The sequence below is a fragment of the Comamonas sp. C24C genome (assembly GCF_053345995.1).
The window spans coordinates 1-17,652 of record NZ_JBKFBC010000006.1; the positions used below are offsets into that span (position 1 = coordinate 1).

The window sequence follows — 17,652 nt, forward strand, 5'->3', positions numbered from 1 at the left end:
TCCAGCACGATCTGGGGGTTCTTGCCGCCCATTTCCAGCTGCACCTTCTTGCCGCTTTTGACGCAGGCTTCGGCAATGCCGCGGCCCACGCCCGTCGAGCCCGTGAAGCTGATGGCCGCCACGTCGGCATGGTTGACCAGGGCCTCACCGATCACGCGGCCGCGGCCCATGACCAGGTTGAAGACGCCGGCGGGGATGCCACTGCGATGGATGATGTCGGCCAGAGCCCAGGCGCTGCCGGGCACCAGGTCGGCGGGCTTGAGCACCACGCAGTTGCCAAAGGCCAGGGCCGGGGCGATCTTCCAGGCAGGGATGGCGATGGGGAAGTTCCAGGGCGTGATCAGCCCGACCACACCGATGGGTTCGCGCGTGATTTCCACGCCGATGCCGGGACGCACCGAAGGCACGGTCTCGCCAGTGAGGCGCAGGCATTCACCGGCAAAGAACTTGAAGATCTGGCCGGCGCGGCCGACTTCGCCAATGGCTTCGGGCAGGGTCTTGCCTTCTTCGCGGACCAGCAGCTCGCCGAGCTCCGCCTTGCGCGCCAGGATCTCCGTGCCGATCTTGTCCAGGGCGTCGGAGCGCGCCTGGATGCCCGAGGTGGACCAGGCCGGGAACGCGGCAGCAGCGGCGGCCACGGCGGCCTGCACGTCCTCAGCACCGCCCTGGGCGTACTCGCCGATCACATCGGACAGATCGCTGGGGTTGGTGTTGGGGGAGTAGCTGTCAGCAGCCGTCCACTGGCCGTTGATCAGGTTGTGGTGTTGGGTCATGGATATGCTCTTGATAGAGGAGCTTGCTGCGCAATTTATTCATAGAATTCAGTATGAAAAGTATCTGAATTCTTTAATAAACAAGCGCAACTAGCTCCTGTATTCATAGTGGTCTCAACGGGCCCAGCGCAGCACCAGCGGATCCAGCCGGCGTGCAATGTCCAGCAACTGGCGTCGCACCTCGGGATGCATGGGCGGCCAGGGCGAGCGCGGCGCATCGCAGGCGATCACGCCGCCCTCCTTCATCAGCGCCTTGGCGGCGAGGAAACCGGCCTGGCGGTTTTCGTGGTTGATCAGCGGCAGCCAGCGCTGGTACTGCTCGAAGGCCTTGTCCTTGTCGCCTGCACGGTGCGCCTCGATGATGGGGCGAATGCCGTCGGCAAAACCGCCGCCGGTCATGGCGCCCGTGGCGCCGGCCTCCAGATCGGCCAGCAGGGTGATGGCTTCCTCGCCGTCCCAGGGGCCTTCTATCGCTTCGCCGCCCAGCGCGATCAGCTCGCGCAGCTTGTTCGCCGCGCCCGCGGTTTCCATCTTGAAGTAGCTGACCTGCGCTATCTCCCTGGCCATGCGGGCCAGAAAGGCCGGCGACAGCGGCGTGCCCGCGGCCGGCGCGTCCTGGACCATGATGGGGATGTCGATGGCGTCGGACACGCCCTGGTAGAAGGCCTGCACCTGGGCTTCGCCGAAGCGGAAGGTGGCACCGTGGTAGGGCGGCATGACCATGACCATGGCGGCGCCCATGTCCTGGGCGCGGCGGCTGCGCTCGGCGCAGATTCTGGTACTGGTATGCGTGGTGGTCACGATCACGGGCACACGGCCGGCCACATGCTCCAGGGCCGTGCGCGTGAGGATTTCGCGCTCCTCGTCCGAGACCAGGAACTGCTCGGAGAAGTTGGCCAGGATGCACAGGCCGTCCACGCCCGAGTCGATCATGAAGTCCAGGCAGCGCTTCTGGCTGGCCAGGTCCAGCGTGCCGTCCTCGTGGAAGGTGGTGGGCACGACGGGGAAGATGCCCCGGTAACGGGGATTGAAGAGTCCGGGCATGCTGCGGCTCCTTACTCGATGATGTGGAACTGGTCGAGGTACTCGGTCTTGAGCGTGAGGCCCAGGCCCGGTACGTCGTCGCGCAGCTGCAGGAAGCCGTTGTCGGCAACCGGTTCGCCGTCGAAGATGTACCAGAACAGCTCGTTGCCGACTTCCACGTCGAAAATGGGGAAGTACTCGGCCATGGGCGAGGCCAGCGTGCTCATGGTCAGGTGGTAGTTGTGCATCTGGCCGGCATGCGGGATCACGGGCACGGAATAGGCTTCGCACAGGGCATTGATCTTGTGCGCCGCCGTGATGCCGCCCACGCGGTTGGTGTCGTACTGCACGACGGAGACGGCCTTCTTGTCCAGCAGCTGTTTGAAGCCGTAGAGCGAAAACTCGTGCTCGCCGCCCGAGATGGGGATGATGTTCATGGCGTTGAGCTCGGCATAGCCGTCGATGTCGTCGGCGATCACGGGCTCTTCCAGCCAGCGCGGCTCGAACCTGGCCAGCTTGGGCAGCATGCGCTTGGCGTACTCCAGGTTCCAGCCCATGTAGCACTCCAGCATCAGGTCGGTGTCGTAGCCGATCACTTCACGGATGGCCTCCACCGACTTGAGGTTCTCGCGCACACCGTCCTGCAGATGGGCGGGCCCGTAGCCGAAGCGCATCTTGAAGGCCTTGAAGCCCTGATCCAGGAATTTCTGTGCTTCGTCCTGCATCTCTTTCAGGTCGGTGCGGTAGAGCTTGCTGTAGTAGCAGGGAATCTTTTCCTTGGTGCGCCCGCCCAGCAGCTTGAACACGGGCTTGTTCACGCTCTTGCCCAGGATGTCCCAGATGGCCAGGTCCACGGCAGAGATGGCGGCCATGGTCACGCCCTTGCGGCCCCAGGCATGGGTGGCGCGGTACATGCGCTGCCACAGGTATTCGTAGTCCCAGGGGTCCTGGCCGATGACCAGGGGCGCCAGGTACTCGTCGATGATGGCCTTGGCGACCTTGGGCGCCAGGGCCACGTTGCCCAGGCCGATGATGCCGTCATCGGTTTCGATCTCGACCACGGTCCACGAATGGAAGCGGAAGGTGCTCATGGACTCGGTGTTGGAGTACACCAGATCCATGGCGTTGGAGCAGAAGTTGCCCTGGGGCGGAACGGTCTTGCCCTTCCATTCAAAGACACGGGCGCGGACGGACTTGATCTTCATACAGACCTCGGAAGAAAAGAGTGAGTAAGACAGGCGGCCCAAGCCGCCCGGAAAGTAGGCTCAGACGGCTGGGGCAGCCTGGCGGTCACGGTGCGCGGCCCCCATGCGTGCGGCAATCTGCAGCGCCTGCCAGGTGGCTTCCACATTGGCCCTGCCCTGGCCCGCGATGTCGTAGGCCGTGCCGTGGGCCGGTGTGGTGATGGGAATCGGCAGGCCGCCCTGCACCGTCACCCCGCGCGAGAAGCCCAGCAGCTTGATGGCGATCTGGCCCTGGTCGTGGTACATGGTCACGATGGCCTGGTACTCGCCGGCCTGGGCCTTGAGAAAGATCGTGTCGGCCGGGAACGGGCCGTGGAACGGCGCATCGCTGGGCCAGTCGCGCGCCTGCAGGGCCTGGACGGCGGGCGCGATGATGTCGATTTCCTCGCGGCCGCAGGTTCCGCCATCGCCATTGTGCGGGTTGAAGCCGGCAATCGCCACCTTGGGAGCAGCAAGGCCGCTGGCGCGCAGGGCGTTGTAGATCAGCTCGGCCGCCTGGCTGATGCGCTCCTGGCTCAGATAGCCGGCCACATCCTTGAGCGGCACGTGGGAGGAAATACGCGAGGTCCAGAGATCGCCCAGCGTGTTGAACTCGCAGAAGTAGCCGGTCACGCCCAGGTACTCGGCAAAGTGGTGCAGCTCGTCCTCGTGGCGCAGACCGCCCAGCTTCATGGCCTGCTTGTTCAAGGGCGCAAAGCAGATGGCGTCGATATCGCCGGCCAGGGCCGCATCCATGCATTGGTCGAGCACCTGCAGCACCGAACGGCCGCCTGCCGCCCCCACCTGTCCCTGCACCACATCGGCCTGGGCGACGGTGTCCACGGCCACAAAGGCCGGCAGCCGCGTATCAGCACGCTCGCGCGCAGCCGACAGATCGGCCAGCGCCACGGTTGCCACCTGCAGGCCTGCGATGCGCTGGCCCTGCTCCCAGAGCCATGGATCGCCTATCAACACCAGGTTCGCCTGCTCGGTGGCTTGCGGCCTGGCGAGCAAACGCGCAATCAGTTCGGCGCCGATGCCGGAAGGATCGCCCAGGGTCAGGGCGACAACGGGAAGAGAAGCCTTGCTCATGCTCAGTCCAGCTTGATGTTGTTCTTGCGAATGATGTCGCCGAAGCGCTTGTACTCGGCGAGGTGAAAACTGCCAAAGTCGGCCTGAGCCATGGGCCGCAGCTCGGCACCCACGGCTTCGAGACGGGTCTTGGTCTCGGGCATGGCGATGACCTTGTTGACCTCGTCATGCACTTTTTGCTGAACCGCCTTGGGCGTGGAGGCCGGCATGTAGATGCCGTACCAGGCGCTGATTTCCACATTGCGCAGACCCGCTTCGGCCATGGTCGGCACCTGAGGCAGCTGAGGGTTGCGCTGGGGCGAAGTGACCGCCAGGGCGCGCAGCTTGCCAGCCTTGATCTGGCCTATGACCGAGGGCATGGTGTCGAAGCTCATCTGCACCTGGCCGCTGACCAGATCGACCAGGGCCGCGGCGCTGCCCTTGTAGGGCACGTGGGTGATCTGGATGCCTGCGGCATCCTTGAACACCTCGGCAGCGATATGCTGGGTGCTGCCCGTGCCGCTACTGGCGAAATTGATCTGGTTGGGATTCTTCCTGGCCATGGCCACCAGCTCCGCCACCGTGTTGGCGGCAACGGAGTTGCCCACCACCAGCACATTGGGCACCGAGCCGACAAAGGCCACGGGAACCAGATCCCGGTTGTTGTCATAGCCGAGCTTGAGCAGATGCGGCGCGATGGCATGGGCCGTGACCACGCCCATGACCATGGTGTGCCCATCCGTGGCCTTGGCCGTCATGTCCACCGCCAGCGTGTTGGAGACGCCGGGCCGGTTCTCCACGATCACCGGCTGCTTGAGCAGCGGCCCCAGCCTGTCGGCCACGGCGCGGGCCATGGCATCGGTGCCGCCTCCGGGCGCAGAACCCACCAGCATGCGCACGGGCTTGACGGGCCAGTTAGCCGAGTCCTGTGCCTGGGCCTGCCAGGGCAGCGCGGCGGCGCCGCACACAGCGGCTATGGAAAGTAGATGACGTCTTTGCACATTTGTCTCCTTGGCTTTTTTATTTCATCGCAGCCCGATCCTAGGGAAGCCGCTGATATGCGTAAACTGAAAGTTATTGATTAATCGATAACCTGAAGCAATAAGAAGCCATGCCATGGGATCGATAGACAAACGCGACAACACGCCACAGCTGCTGAACCGGCTGCGCATGCGTCAGGTGGCCTTGATACTGGCCATCGACGAGCGCCAGACCTTGCGTGCTGCAGCGGCCGAACTAGGTCTGACCCAGCCGGCAGCCACCAAGATGCTGCAGGAACTCGAAGACGCCCTGGGCCAGCCGCTGTTCGAGCGCGTGGGCCGTCGGCTGCAGCGCAATGCGGCCGGAGAGCGGGTGCTGGAATATTTCCGTTCGCTGCGCGGCAATATCGAGGCCCTGAATCGCGAACTGGGAGAGCTGCGCCAGGGAAGCTCGGGGCGGCTGGCCGTAGGCAGCATCATGGCCGCATCGCCCGGGCGGCTCACCCAGGCCTTGCTGGAGCTGAAACAGCAGCTGCCCCTGCTGGAGCTGGAAGTGGCCGTGGACACCAGCGATCGCTTGCTGGCGCAGCTGCGTGAGGGAGTGCTGGAGGTGGTCGTCGGGCGCATGACGAATGAAGCGGGCAGCGATTGCCGCTTTTGCCCGATCGACGACGAGCAACTGGCCTTCATCGTGCGCAAGGAGCACCCTCTGCTGTCGCTGCAGCGGCCCGGTCTGCAGGCCTTGCAGGGACATGGCTGGGTGATGCAGCCGCCTGGCAGCCCCATGCGCAGCTTGATAGAGCAGGAGTTCCGCGAGCACAGTCTGCCGCTGCCGCGCGGCCTGATCGAAACCGGCTCCATACTCACCACCATCAATCTGGTGCGAAGCTCGAATATGGTGGGCGTGATTCCGCGCACGGTGGCGGACCTTCATGCCGCGCACGGCATGCTGCATATCCTGCCGTATCGGACCAAGCACAGTCTGGAGGCCTACGGCAGCCTGGTTCGCAAGGATAGGCCCATCAGCCGCTCGGCACAGATGTTCCTGGATCTGCTGCACCGTCACGACGCAGCAGCCTGAACAAGGGTCGTCATCGGCGCCCCGTGTCCAGGCCCGAGACAGCACTAGCCGTCCAGGTCCAGCTCCCGGCGCAATGCCGCCGCCCGGCGCGCATGCTCCGACTCGCCGGGCCGGCCCAGACTGCGGTGCAAGGCGGCAAGATTATCCAGCAGCGGCAGCAGGCGTGCATCGCTGCCACCCAGCGCCTGCTCCATCAAACCCAAGGCCTCGATGAACATGGGCTGCGCCTCCTGGAAACGACGCTTGCGGTAGGCCAGACCGGCAAGGCCGTTGAGCACGCCAGCCTCGCCCACCCGGGCCTCGGAATCTTCCTGCTGCCGGTACAGCACCAGCGATTGGGCATATAGCGTCTGCGCCTGCTCCTCGTGGCGAAGGGCTTCGGCCATGCGCGCACGGCTGGCCAGAAGATGCGCCTGCCACCGCACATCGGGTGCATGCCGGTCGGCAATGGCCTGCGCCTGCTCGAACAATGCATGGGCTTGCGCATAGTCTTTGCTCTGCGCCCGCCACAGGCCCAGCTCGTTCAGCACCTGGGCCAGAACCAGGGCTTGCGGATCCTGCTGCATCAGCACCTCCCTGGCGCGCTCGTACTGCGAGGCGGCCTTCGCATCGTCACCTTCTCGGTGGTGCAGCCTGGCCCGGGCCAGCAAAACCGGCACCAGATTCCTGCTGCCCTCACCTGCCTGCTGCTGCAGCGCCATTGCCTGGTCCAAGGCCTGCTGCGCTGGCTGCAAGCGGCCCTGCTGCTCCTGGCTATGTGCCAGGGCCAACAGGGCTTGCACGCGGGTCGCCACATCGGCCTGGGCCGCGACATCGACCGGCAAGGTCGACAGTTGCTGCAGATAGGTTTGCGCCTGGTCATGCTCGCCCAGACTTGCGTGCAGATCGCCCAGGGCCTGCAGCACTTTTTCGCGCAGCGCCAGCGAGACCGCATCGGCCGGCAGGGCCTGCGCCACTTCGAGAGCCCGCCGATAGCTCTGCACTGCCTCGCGCGGCTGCTGCATGGACTTTTGCACATTGCCCAGATTCCAGGCCACGGATGCGGTATTGGCATGCGTGCCCAGGCTGGCCTGATTCAGCTCCAGCGCCTTGAGCAGAGACTGCTCGGCTTCGGCCTTAAGGCCTCGGGCCTGCTGGATCAGCCCCAGAAGATTCAGGCTGCTGGCCACATAGGGGCGCTGGCCCTGGCGCTGCTGCTCGGCCAGCTCCAGTGCCTGACGTGCGCTCTGCTCGGCTGGCCCATATGCCTGTTCGTCCTGCTGGCGCAAGGCCTTGTCGTAAAGGCTCTGCCACTGCGCAGTCTGAGCCAGCAATGGCGGGCTGGCAGCCACACTGATCAGCAGCGCCAGCGGCACCAGAGACAGCAGCACGGCCCAGGACGGAAGCCGGGTCGGCCTAGACATGAATCTCGCAATGCGTTTGCACATAGCCATGTACCGTCAGAAACGCAGCTCGCGCGGCTGCAGCCGCACGCTCCCTGGCCACAGCGTCCAGCGGCACGGCATCGAGCTGGGCGCTGAAGGCCCTCCAGCTCGGGGCTCGTCCCTGCGCGTGCGGTGCCAGATGACGCGCGCCGAATTCGGCATTCAGCTCCAGTGCTGCGGCTGCCTTGAGCAGAAAGGCCGCTCCCAGGTTGGAGCCCTGCTCCACATACAGCCAGCCCAGGGCCGTGGCAAGGTCCACGGCAGCACCCGGCGCGAACACCGGTGCGTGCAGATCCTGCGGCAGGGCCTGGCCCAGATCGCCCAGGTCGCGGGTGACCGCACTCAAACGCTGGCGCCCGGCCAGACCAGGCAGCAGTCGATTGAGTTCCGGCTGCTCAAACAGGGCCGCCACATCGCGCTGAAAGAGATACTGCACCCTCAGAAATTGCGCATAGCTCTCGCGACTGGCAAACGGTTTGGCGGCCATGATGCGTTGATCCAGCGCGCCATGGCTGGCCTGGGAGGTCGAGCGCAGCAAGGCGCTCAGCCCCTGGGCTTCTATCGTCGATATATCCATCGGAAATTCCGCTTTCCATCCAGAAGGCGGGCACCGAGTCCTCTGGATCCGGTGCCCGCCTGCGCTGTCATCAATAGGGGAAGATGAAGGGCTTGTGGCTGAAGGTCCAGCCGCTCTTCTCGGCAATGCGGAAGGACCACTGCATGCCCTCGCTGGCCTTGTTCAGATCGGCAGCCGCTGGCACGGGAGACGGCACCTGCATCCGCAGGCTGAACTCCACCGTCTCACCCTTGCGAATCACCTGACCGTTGCTCAGCCCCTGGAAGCTCAGTGCATAACCGCTCAGCACCGAAGTGGCGGCCAGATCAGCGATGGTGTAGTCACCGCCATAGGCCGTCAGGCGATAGCGCTGCACCGCCATCGGCACACCGCCTGTCAGCTCATGCTGCCAGATGGGGAATGAGGGGCTCTGCACGGAAGCATAGGGGAACAGTTGCTGTGGCAGGCGGTTGGGATGCGATTGCTCGCCCAGCGTGCCCGAGATCGTGGGTGCCCCCAGGTATTCCAGCAGCAGGCTGGGGTAGTTCTGGCGCTCCACGGCGTGTAGCGTCATGGCAAAAGGACCGGCAAATGCCATGCCGTCGCTGATTGCCAGCTGCAGCTCATAGGCACCGGCCACCGTAGGCGCAATGCCGATACGGTCGGGGCAGGTCCATTGGCGCAGGGCCAGGCTCTTCTGAATCCAGTTCGCAAACGTGGAGACCGTCGCACCAGGCCACTGGTTGCTGCCGGTGTTGCCACACATATAGATGTTTTCTGGCACCTGGAGCTTGCTGCCTGCGGGTTCACGCGACAGGGTCCACAGATAGGTCAGCATGTCGCCATCCGGGTCATAGCCGTTGCCGTTGAACAGGAAGCTGTTCCAGATCTCCGCAGCATCCGGCGAATCGCCAAAGCGCAGCTCCCTGCCGGTTTTCCCGATGACCAGGGGTTGCTCCTGGGTGTAGAGCACATCCGCTGCAAGACGCGCGATGGGCGTGTTGTTCTTGGTCTTGACGTTCAGGCTGAGCTGGGTGTCCAGGGTGGAGACGCCGTCGGAGCTGGGCGTTCCATGCTCGTCGGTCACGATCAGCGAGAAGGAGTAAGGACCCGGTTTGTCGGCTACGAAGCTGGGGTTCATGGCTGCCGCATTGCTGAGCTTGGCGGTGCTGCCATCGGGCTTGTCCAGCAGGGTCCAGGCATAGCTCATGCGGTTGTTGTCGGGGTCGGTGCTGGCCTCGCCCGTCAATGTGACCGTGGTGCCCACGCCAATGGCAGTCGCGCCACCCATGACTGCGGCCTTGGCCACCGGCGGACGGTTGGCACCGTTGAGCACGGTAAAGCTCTGCGTCACCGGCTCGCTCCACTCCTTGCCGTCATTCACGCGCAGCTGCACCACGTAGTTGCCGTAATGCGTGCCCGTGAAATTGCCCCAGGTGGGGTTGAATTTGCTTGCGGCATCAAAGCCGGCAGGCGCGGACACCAGTGTCCATTCACGCGTCAGCGTGTCCTCGTCCTTGTCCTGCGAATAGGCGCCGATGGGGACGATGGAGGTGCCCAGTTCCGCTTCGAAAGACTTGCCGAAAGGACGGGAGATGACGGCCACCGGCTTGGTGTTGGGCGCGCCGTCCGGCTTCTTGACCTTGATCTGAATTCCGCTGAATGCCGTGGTCGTTCCGTCGTACACCACCAGCGTCAAGCGATAGGTGCCGGCAAAGTCCGGAACCAGGGTCGGCCTGGCCGTATTGCTGCCCTCGATCACGGCCTGAGAACCCCAGGGCCGACCGGCCGGCGCGAAGAACCAGCGGTATTGCAGGCTGCTACCTTGCGCATGCGTGCTGGCCGAGCCGTCGAGCTGCACGCGCTGACCGCGCACCGCATTGTCGATATTCGAGCCGGCCATGGCCACCGGAGCCGTATGCATCTGGTTGGCGTTGATCCTGACCGTCACCGGCTGGCTGCTCTTGCTGCCATGCGTGACCACCAGCGTGGCGCGATAAAGGCCCACCACATCGGGCAAAAAGCGCGGCTGGGAAAGATGAGGGTTGTCCAGCTCGGCCTTGCTGCCATCCGGCTTTTCCACCAGCGTCCAGTTGAAGCGCAGGTCGGCGGCGCTGCCTCCTGCGGGCGGCTGGCTGGCCGTGCCGTCCAGCTGCACCGTGGTGTTGACCAGCTGCGCGAGCTCGGGCAACGTCACGGCCACCGGATTGGGATTGCGGACTTCCAGCTTGACGCTGACCTCGTTGCTCGAGGTCACGGCATCGCTCACACCGAGGCTGATGCTGTAGCTGCCGGGCAGATCGGGCGCGAAACTGGAGGTCGCTGCAGTCGGTGTCGCCAGCGCGGCCGTGCTGCCAGCAGGACGCTCCGTGACTTTCCATTGATAGGTCAGTGTGCTGCCATTGGCAGGCGTGCTCGCAGAGCCGTCGAAAGTGACGGTGTCGCCTGCGCTCGCCGTGGCAGCGGAGGCCGTGATACGGGCCGTGGGGCGGTTGAGGCTGCCCGTGCCGCCACCATCATCACCTCCGCCTCCTCCGCCGCCACAGGCGGCCAGGAGCATGGAAAGGCCAAGACCCCAAAGGACATGGCGAGACAAGAATTTCATGGCTGAAATTTCCTTTGCAATAAAGCAGGCTGATGCTGCGAAAGAATCGAAGGCAGGCACGCAGGCAGGCGTGCCATGCACGCTCAGAACTGCAGGGTCACGCTCAGGCGTGCCGTGCGCCCGGGCGCCGGAACCATGCCCAGGCTCAGGGCATCCAGGTAATAGCGATCCGTCACGTTGTCCACGTTGAAGTCCACGTTCACGCGGTCGCTGAGCTTGTAGCTGGCAAAGACATCCCAGAGCACATACGAGTGCCACGGCACGACCTGGTTGAAGCCCTGGGCGGTTTCGTTGTTGAACTCCGGGGTCGGATTGCGCTTGCCCATGAAGGTGCCGCGTACTCCGACGGTGAGCTTGCGCTCGAGCAGACGCGCTCCCAGCAGGGCACTGGCGTGCCATTTGGGCGGAATCATGTTGTTGACATAGCTGTTGGCGATGCCGTAGTCGGTGCAGGTGTAGCGCCGGAAACTGCCAAAGTGGCAGGTCTCGATGAAGGTATAGCGCGTGCCGCTGGCCTCCATGAAGACCGGCCCCATGTCGTAGGAGCCTGAAACCTCGAAACCGTCGAAGCTCACGCTTTCGATATTGCGCAGGGTGAAGAACTGGCGGCCGGAGCCTTCTTCCCAGGTGTTGGGGAAGGTACGGGTGAGATAGTCCTTGGTGGTGTTGCTGAAGTAGGCGAGCTTGGCGCGCAGCTTGTCGCTGCTGCGCCAGACCCCATCCTTGAGGAAGTTGATGCCGATCTCGCGATTGAGCGTGCGCTCCGGCCTGAGGTGGATGTCCTGCGAGGGAGAGACGGAGTAGCCCGCCGTGGTCTCGAACAGGCTGGGCATGCGCATGGCACGTGCATGGCGTGCGTAAAGCTGCACGCTGGGCGTGACATCCCATAGCGCGCTGAACATGGGCGAGGTGCCGTTGTTGCGGCTGTTCATCATCAGCGGATCACAGCTGCCCGTGCCCTTGCTGTCCACACAGTAGGCGCTGTCGGGGCTGACCAGCATGGGCTTGTCATCGCGCGACTCGAAGCGGGTATGGCGCAGCCCGGCCCCCAGGGTCACGCTGGGCAGAGGCTTCCACTGAAGATCGGTGAACAGGCTCCATTCGGTGCGCCGCCCCAGACGCCCCCCGGAGCTAAGCATGTTGCCGGTGGCAACGCCGTTGACTTTCTCCAGCTGCGCGGCAAGTCCGTAGTCCAGCTTGATACCGCCGGCGCTGGCAAAGCGCATGCTGTTGCTGACGTCGAAGCCCCAGCGCTTGTAGTTTTCGGAACCGGCGCCGAACATTTCGTTGACGGTTTCCTCCGAGTAGTTCTGATTCAGGCTGTCCGTGTTGGTGTGCCAGAGATTGCTGGTCAGGTTCAGCCAGTCATTGTTCTCGGGGTTCCAGCGGTGACGCAGGGTATAGGTGTCTGCGGTCACCTTGCTGTTGGAGGTCTGGGCCACCTGACCCAGCCACAGCAGCTGGGACGGCATCAGCTCGCCATAGGTGCTGGTGTAGCGCATATAGCCGGCTTCCAGCTCCTGGTCATTGGGCAGGTACAGGCGCGTCTTGAGCAGGACCGACTCGTTCTCGTGATTGGTGTTGACAATGCGCTCGCCACCGCGGAAACGCGTGGCCCCCACCACCTTGGGAACGACCTCGGTATAGAAGCCGCGGTTATAGGTTTCCGAGAGGTCCAGCGCTGGCACCGGCCCCTTGGTACCCGCGTAATAGTTACCCTGGCTGCGGCGTGCGTAGGCCGCGACGATATCGGCCTTCTCGAAACGCTTGGCCAGCGCGATGCTTCCCGCCCAGCTCTTGGGCTGCATCAGACCGGGCCGGTTCATGCTCTCCGAAGGCGGCACCACATTGGCGATGTCGAAGGGCCCCTCGCACAGGCTGGCAATCACGCAGTTGGTGCGATAGACGCCTCCCGTTCCGTTGCTGGAACTGCCTCCGGTATTGAAGCCTGCCTTGGTCCCCGGCGCAGGTGCCGAGCCGCTGTTGTTACCGATCAGGCTGCCGCGCAGACGAATGCCAAAGGTCTGACCCGGGCGCACGATGTCATCGGCATTCAGGGTGCGGGCGCTGACGAGCCCCCCCACCGCACCGGTTCCCTGCGCCCCCATGACCGGGCCTTTTTCGATCTGTATTCCGCCGATCAGATCGGGGTCGATATAGGAACGCGAAGCCACGCCCGCATAGCCGCGGTAGACCGTGGTTTCCTGGCGTGCGCCATCGACGAGCACGGGCACGCGCCCCTGGCCCTGCATGCCGCGTATGTTCACATCCAGCCCGCCGCTGTTGCGGTTCTCGCCAATCAGCACGCCGGGCGTGCCCTGAAAGATATCTCCCACCGAGGTGCCGCGAAACCGTTCGATGTCTTCGCGCTTGAGCACATTGCTGGAGCCTGCCGTGCGGTACTGTCGGTCTTTTTCATCCCGCTCGGCATCGGCCAGGACCAGCACGGTTGACATGATGCGGCTTGGCGGCTCATCCTCCTGTGTCTCTGCGGCTGAAGCGGCCTCTGCCGAGGGTCCGGACACGGGCTTCAAACGCACCACGCCATTGCCCGTGAATACATGCGCGAAGCCGCTGCCGTGCAAAAGCCGGGTCAATGCCTCGCCCGGCGTCATCGCACCCCGCACAGCAGGAGCGGACAGGCCCTGCAACTTCTGCGGATCGAAGACCAGGCGCAGTCCGGCCGCCGCACCGAGAGCCACCAGAGCCTGACCCAGATCTCCTCTGGGCAGATCGAACTCGACACGCTCCTGAGCTGCATCGGCCTGTGCCGCTGCAGCAGGCCGGGCCGGATTCTCGGCGGCCCAGGCCTGCCCCAGCAAGGCCATGCCTATCGCCATGGCGATGGCTGTGCGACTTCCCTTGGCGTGCTCGTTGACTTGGCGACTGTATGTCTGCGGCAGAGCACTGTCGGCTCCTGTTGCCCATCGGTTCATGGCGTCCTCTGAAGTTCTGTGACCGCAAGGCAGACGCGACACCCAATTCCCAAGTGCGCTCCGCGATGCCTCTCTTCAAAGGAGACGGTTGACGTGTGAGATTCAGTAAATACGAATCAAAATTATTTTCAATTATTTAGATCAGTATCACCAGCCCTGGCAGCTGCAGCAGGCGCGCGCCCAGTTCCTGAGCGATGGCCTGCACGGCACCGTGAGCATCGGACTGCAGAAAGACACCGCTGACGCGCCGCTGCGCCAGCGCCTGGTCTCGCACCACGATACGGCTGGTGTGATAGCGGTTGAGGCGCCCCACCACATCGGCGAGCATCACGCGCTCGAAGACCAGCAGCCCGCGCTGCCAGGACTGGCCGGCATCCTCGCCTAGGACCTGCAAGGCAGTCATGCCCTGCCTGTCGTAGCTGACGCGTTGACCCGGCGATATCACCACCGCATCCTGCGGCACATGGTCCAGCGACACCTCCACCTGGTGGAACACACCGGTCACCTGCGTTCTTGTGTCCAGTCGCTCGACGATGAAGCGGGTGCCCAGCGCATGGGTACGCCCGTCGGCTGCAGCAACCACAAAAGGCCGCCGCTCCGCATCAGGCCCACCGGACGCATTCACGGGCTTTGCGTCAAACAAGGCTTCGCCTCGCAGCAGAGTCACCTGTCTCTGCCTTGTGTCGTAACGCACGGCCACGGCGCTGTCGCCGCCCAGATGTACGCGGCTGCCATCGGGCAGCGCCACTTCGCGCCGCTCCCCCACTCCGGTGCGATGGTCCGCCTCAAAAGCCAGCATGATCTGGCTGCCTGCGCCCATCCACAAGGCACCTGCCGCCAGGATCGCAGCCCCGGCGCCCTGGCACAGCAGGCGTCGCCGCACCAATCCTTGCCGCAAAGGCTTGCTCTTCAAAACGGCATCCGCGCCTTTCTCCGGCAGCAGCCCCGACTGCCCCAGCGTCCCCAGTTCGGCCCAGATGCGCTGGGCATGGGCATAAGCCTGCCGGTTGGCAGCATCCGCATTCAGCCAACGCTGCAAGGACTGCTCATCCTCCGGCAGCCAGTCCTCGTCCGCACGGCGCACCAGCCAGGCAGCTGCCTGCAGGCGGATGTCGTCAGACGCATCGGGCACAGGTGTGGGTTGAGATGGAAGATTCACAAAAAGCTGCCGTCTGAATACAAACGATGGGAGAGCATGATGGGAAGACGTTCAAGCATTGGCAAACCAGTAATTTTCATCCAGGGTGTATATCCGGCGCTCTGAAATACTGCAGAACTTCAGTGGAGCGGCAAGCGCGCCATGGCATGAGCCAGGGCTCGCGCCAGATGCTTCTGTACCGAGCTGGTGGATATATCCAGCGCATCGGCCACCTGCTGATAGCTTTGTTCATGCACCCGCACACGCATGAAGATGTCTTGCGTCAGTGGCGGCAACTCCTGCAGCGCCTCGGCCAATTGCAGCAGACGCTGACGGCCGGCCAATGACTGATCCGGTCCTGGAGCGGTGTCCTCGATGTGCACCAGCTCCTCTGGCGCAACCGCTGCCGTCTTGCGCGCCTCCTGCTGTCGGGCCATGTCGACGAGCATGTTGCGCGCCATCTGGAACAGATAGGCCCGGGCGTCCTGCACAGGTGCTGCCGCCGTGACCTCGATGAAGCGCAGGAAGATCTCCTGCAGCATGTCCTGAGCCACATGCATGTCGTGCACGCGGTGAATGAGCCAGGCCAGCAATTCCCGGCGGTGGGCAATGAAAGTGCTTTGAGGATCGCTGGGCATGATGAAGGCGTGGATTGTAGCCATCATTGCGAATGAATCTCATTCATCTCGAATGAAATATATGCCTTCATGATTTCTTGGCAACTGAATCAATCCGTTTTCCGGAGAGCGGCCAACGCTGCGATGCATCTCTCGAAGATCGGTGCAGGCAGGTTCTGGCAAACATATTCCTGCCGGAAAACCGGATCTACCGGCAACGCTCTTGATAGGTTGACGCGAAGCCGCCGCGCCTGCGTCCTGCCCGGCTCTCCATCGCTGATTTGCGCTCGGCAGGGGCACATTCATATATTTACGAAACAGGATAGTCATCCCAATAAATTTGCTTAACAAATTTATTGCCAGCATCCAGACTGCCTCCAGGATTTTTAGAACTTGGAGACACCCGTTGAAGCAAACGATTTTCAGAGCGCCTGGGCATTTTTTCCGCCCCTCGCGTTCACACGCTGTGGTTATTGGCGGCGGAACAATGGGAGCCGATGTCGCGGTCGTTCTTTGCCGCGGAGCTTGCAGCACGACGGTGATCGAACCCGATGCCGACCGGGCCGCCAAAGTCCCTGAGCGAGTCCGTGAGGGATTGATCCAGCTGGGCGCGGCTCAGCACCTTGCTCGGCTGTCCGTCGTATCGTCATTGGACGAGCTTGACTGGAACTCTGTGGACCTGGTGATCGAATGCATCCCGGAGCGTTTGGACATCAAGCAAGCGCTTTTCAGGCAACTCGAGCAGCGCGCCCGCAAGGATGCATTGCTGGCCAGCAACAGCTCGAGCTTTCCCATTACCGCAATTGCACAAGGCCTGCAAACACAGGAACGCATGCTGGGTCTGCATTTCTTCATGCCTGCGCACCTGACGCCTCTCGTTGAAGTGGTGTGCGGTGAGGCGTCCCGCATGGAATGCGCAGAGAACCTTCATGCCTTCATGCGCCAGTGCGGCATGGTGCCGGTGCTGGTCAAGAAGGACTTGCCGGGCTTTTTGGCAAACCGTCTTCAGCACGCGCTGGCTCGCGAGGCGTTTGCACTGATTGAAGCGGGCATTGCTTCAGCCGAAGACGTAGATTCAGCCGTGCGCTTTGGCTTCGGATTCCGCTTTCTCGCAGCAGGTCCCGTGCTTCAGCGAGACCATGCGGGTCTGGAAGTCCACTGCGCCGCTGGAGCGACGATGTATCCGTCTCTGGCGGCCGACAAGGAGCCTAGCCCATGCCTGTCGCAAAGAGTGGCTGAAGGCAAGTTCGGCATGAAGTCCGGTGAAGGTTTTTTCAAGTGGACTCCAGAGAGCATCGCCCAAGAGAAACAGCGCTACCAGAGGACACTGCTGGCAGGTCTCGAACTTCTCAAAAGCGAGTTGCCTGCCGTGGGCGATGCCGCAGAGCAAGAAGAGAGCGCATGATGAATACACCGCTGATCATCACCGTTGCTCCCAACGGAGCCTACAAGACCAGGGAACAGCACCCTGAGGTTCCATTGACTGCCGCCGATCTGGCACAGACCGCCAAGGAATGCCTGGACTCCGGTGCGTCCATGATTCATATGCATGTGCGCAAGCCTGACGGCAAGCATTTGCTCGATGCCCACGCCTACCTTGAAGCCACTGCCGCAGTGCGCAAAGCGGTGGGCCAGGAACTGGTGGTTCAGGTCACCACTGAAGCGGCTCAGGTCTACCAGCCATACGAGCAGATGCGGGTCGCACGAGAAACGGCGCCGGAAGCGATCTCCGTCGGCTTGCGCGAGATACTCAAACCTGAAGTTCCCGAAGCGGATATCCGCTCTTTCTTCACATGGCTCAAGCAGAGCAATGTGATGACCCAGATCATCCTGTATGACGTGGCGGACGTGCAGGCCTGGCAACGCCTGCGTGCAGGCGGAATCATCCCGGAAAACAAATGGTTTCTGCTTTTTGTACTGGGCCGCTACTCCGCCGGTCAGACCTCTTCGCCCATCGATCTGCTGCCGTTCCTGAATGCCCATGACGATGTCTATCCATGGGCGATGTGCGCCTTCGGCCCTCAGGAAAATGCATGCGCGATGGCTGCAGCAAGCCTTGGAGGGCATGCACGCGTCGGCTTCGAGAACAACCTGTTCCTGAAGAGTGGTGAGCCGGCGGCAAGCAATGCCGCCTTGGTCGCACAGGTTTGCCAGGGGGCCGCAGCGCTGGGCCGCCCTCTGGCCACGGCTCACGATATTCGCAGCCTGTTCCTGAACTGAGCAGC

Annotated in this window: 14 protein-coding genes; 3 read left to right on the plus strand and 11 right to left on the minus strand. The window is 63.3% G+C overall.

Going from position 1 to position 17,652, the window contains the following annotated elements:
* The 5 genes from ACLBXN_RS12375 to ACLBXN_RS12395 all read right to left on the minus strand — a co-directional run.
* A partial coding sequence (locus ACLBXN_RS12375) for an aldehyde dehydrogenase family protein (RefSeq protein WP_447612318.1) occupies positions 1-773 on the minus strand: 773 nt, incomplete at its 3' end.
* A 114-nt stretch (positions 774-887) separates the two neighbouring features.
* Entirely contained in the window at positions 888-1,817 is a 930-nt protein-coding gene (locus ACLBXN_RS12380) for a dihydrodipicolinate synthase family protein (protein WP_447612319.1), read from the minus strand.
* An 11-nt stretch (positions 1,818-1,828) separates the two neighbouring features.
* Positions 1,829-3,001: an L-rhamnonate dehydratase gene (locus ACLBXN_RS12385; RefSeq protein WP_294258336.1), complete on the minus strand. Its 1,173-nt coding sequence runs from the start codon at positions 2,999-3,001 to the stop codon at positions 1,829-1,831.
* A gap of 60 nt (positions 3,002-3,061) precedes the next feature.
* Complete coding sequence (locus ACLBXN_RS12390; protein WP_447612320.1) at positions 3,062-4,111, minus strand: 4-hydroxythreonine-4-phosphate dehydrogenase PdxA; 1,050 nt, start codon at positions 4,109-4,111, stop codon at positions 3,062-3,064.
* 2 nt (positions 4,112-4,113) lie between these two features.
* Entirely contained in the window at positions 4,114-5,091 is a 978-nt protein-coding gene (locus ACLBXN_RS12395; protein WP_447612321.1) for a Bug family tripartite tricarboxylate transporter substrate binding protein, read from the minus strand.
* Positions 5,092-5,206: 115 nt separating this feature from the next.
* On the opposite strand from ACLBXN_RS12395, the gene ACLBXN_RS12400 reads away from it, so the two are divergent.
* Complete coding sequence (locus ACLBXN_RS12400; protein WP_043008695.1) at positions 5,207-6,151, plus strand: LysR family transcriptional regulator; 945 nt, start codon at positions 5,207-5,209, stop codon at positions 6,149-6,151.
* A gap of 44 nt (positions 6,152-6,195) precedes the next feature.
* Here ACLBXN_RS12400 and ACLBXN_RS12405 read toward each other — a convergent pair whose 3' ends face one another.
* The 6 genes from ACLBXN_RS12405 to ACLBXN_RS12430 form a co-directional block, all read right to left on the minus strand.
* Positions 6,196-7,554, minus strand: a complete 1,359-nt coding sequence (locus tag ACLBXN_RS12405; RefSeq protein WP_447612323.1) for a tetratricopeptide repeat protein — start codon at positions 7,552-7,554, stop codon at positions 6,196-6,198.
* Positions 7,547-8,152: a biliverdin-producing heme oxygenase gene (locus ACLBXN_RS12410; protein WP_447612324.1), complete on the minus strand. Its 606-nt coding sequence runs from the start codon at positions 8,150-8,152 to the stop codon at positions 7,547-7,549. Before ACLBXN_RS12410 ends, ACLBXN_RS12405 begins: the two co-directional genes overlap by 8 nt.
* A gap of 70 nt (positions 8,153-8,222) precedes the next feature.
* A complete protein-coding gene (locus ACLBXN_RS12415; protein WP_447612325.1) occupies positions 8,223-10,736 on the minus strand; it encodes a PKD domain-containing protein in 2,514 nt (837 codons plus the stop codon).
* Positions 10,737-10,819: 83 nt separating this feature from the next.
* Positions 10,820-13,672 carry a TonB-dependent receptor domain-containing protein gene (locus ACLBXN_RS12420; RefSeq protein ID WP_447612326.1) on the minus strand — a complete coding sequence of 951 codons (2,853 nt, stop codon included), beginning with the start codon at positions 13,670-13,672 and terminating at the stop codon, positions 10,820-10,822.
* 136 nt (positions 13,673-13,808) lie between these two features.
* Positions 13,809-14,831, minus strand: coding sequence for a FecR family protein (locus ACLBXN_RS12425; protein WP_447612327.1), 1,023 nt, complete (start codon positions 14,829-14,831; stop codon positions 13,809-13,811).
* A gap of 119 nt (positions 14,832-14,950) precedes the next feature.
* Complete coding sequence (locus tag ACLBXN_RS12430; RefSeq protein WP_343678382.1) at positions 14,951-15,472, minus strand: RNA polymerase sigma factor; 522 nt, start codon at positions 15,470-15,472, stop codon at positions 14,951-14,953.
* Positions 15,473-15,914: 442 nt separating this feature from the next.
* Between ACLBXN_RS12430 and ACLBXN_RS12435 the strand changes: the two genes are divergently transcribed.
* On the plus strand, positions 15,915-16,832 hold the full coding sequence (locus ACLBXN_RS12435; protein WP_447612493.1) for a 3-hydroxyacyl-CoA dehydrogenase family protein: 918 nt from the start codon (positions 15,915-15,917) through the stop codon (positions 16,830-16,832).
* Positions 16,832-17,647: a 3-keto-5-aminohexanoate cleavage protein gene (locus ACLBXN_RS12440; RefSeq protein ID WP_447612328.1), complete on the plus strand. Its 816-nt coding sequence runs from the start codon at positions 16,832-16,834 to the stop codon at positions 17,645-17,647. Before ACLBXN_RS12435 ends, ACLBXN_RS12440 begins: the two co-directional genes overlap by 1 nt.
* The last annotated feature ends 5 nt before the right edge of the window (positions 17,648-17,652 follow it).

Excerpts from the sequence above, each read along its gene's own strand:
- ACLBXN_RS12380 (WP_447612319.1), bottom strand. The coding sequence starts at position 1,817 with ATGCCCGGACTCTTCAATCCCCGTTACCGGGGCATCTTCCCCGTCGTG.
- ACLBXN_RS12385 (WP_294258336.1), bottom strand. The coding sequence starts at position 3,001 with ATGAAGATCAAGTCCGTCCGCGCCCGTGTCTTTGAATGGAAGGGCAAG.
- ACLBXN_RS12390 (WP_447612320.1), bottom strand. The coding sequence starts at position 4,111 with ATGAGCAAGGCTTCTCTTCCCGTTGTCGCCCTGACCCTGGGCGATCCT.
- ACLBXN_RS12400 (WP_043008695.1), top strand. The coding sequence starts at position 5,207 with ATGGGATCGATAGACAAACGCGACAACACGCCACAGCTGCTGAACCGG.
- ACLBXN_RS12405 (WP_447612323.1), bottom strand. The coding sequence starts at position 7,554 with ATGTCTAGGCCGACCCGGCTTCCGTCCTGGGCCGTGCTGCTGTCTCTG.
- ACLBXN_RS12410 (WP_447612324.1), bottom strand. The coding sequence starts at position 8,152 with ATGGATATATCGACGATAGAAGCCCAGGGGCTGAGCGCCTTGCTGCGC.
- ACLBXN_RS12415 (WP_447612325.1), bottom strand. The coding sequence starts at position 10,736 with ATGAAATTCTTGTCTCGCCATGTCCTTTGGGGTCTTGGCCTTTCCATG.
- ACLBXN_RS12420 (WP_447612326.1), bottom strand. The coding sequence starts at position 13,672 with ATGAACCGATGGGCAACAGGAGCCGACAGTGCTCTGCCGCAGACATAC.
- ACLBXN_RS12430 (WP_343678382.1), bottom strand. The coding sequence starts at position 15,472 with ATGGCTACAATCCACGCCTTCATCATGCCCAGCGATCCTCAAAGCACT.
- ACLBXN_RS12435 (WP_447612493.1), top strand. The coding sequence starts at position 15,915 with ATGGGAGCCGATGTCGCGGTCGTTCTTTGCCGCGGAGCTTGCAGCACG.
- ACLBXN_RS12440 (WP_447612328.1), top strand. The coding sequence starts at position 16,832 with ATGAATACACCGCTGATCATCACCGTTGCTCCCAACGGAGCCTACAAG.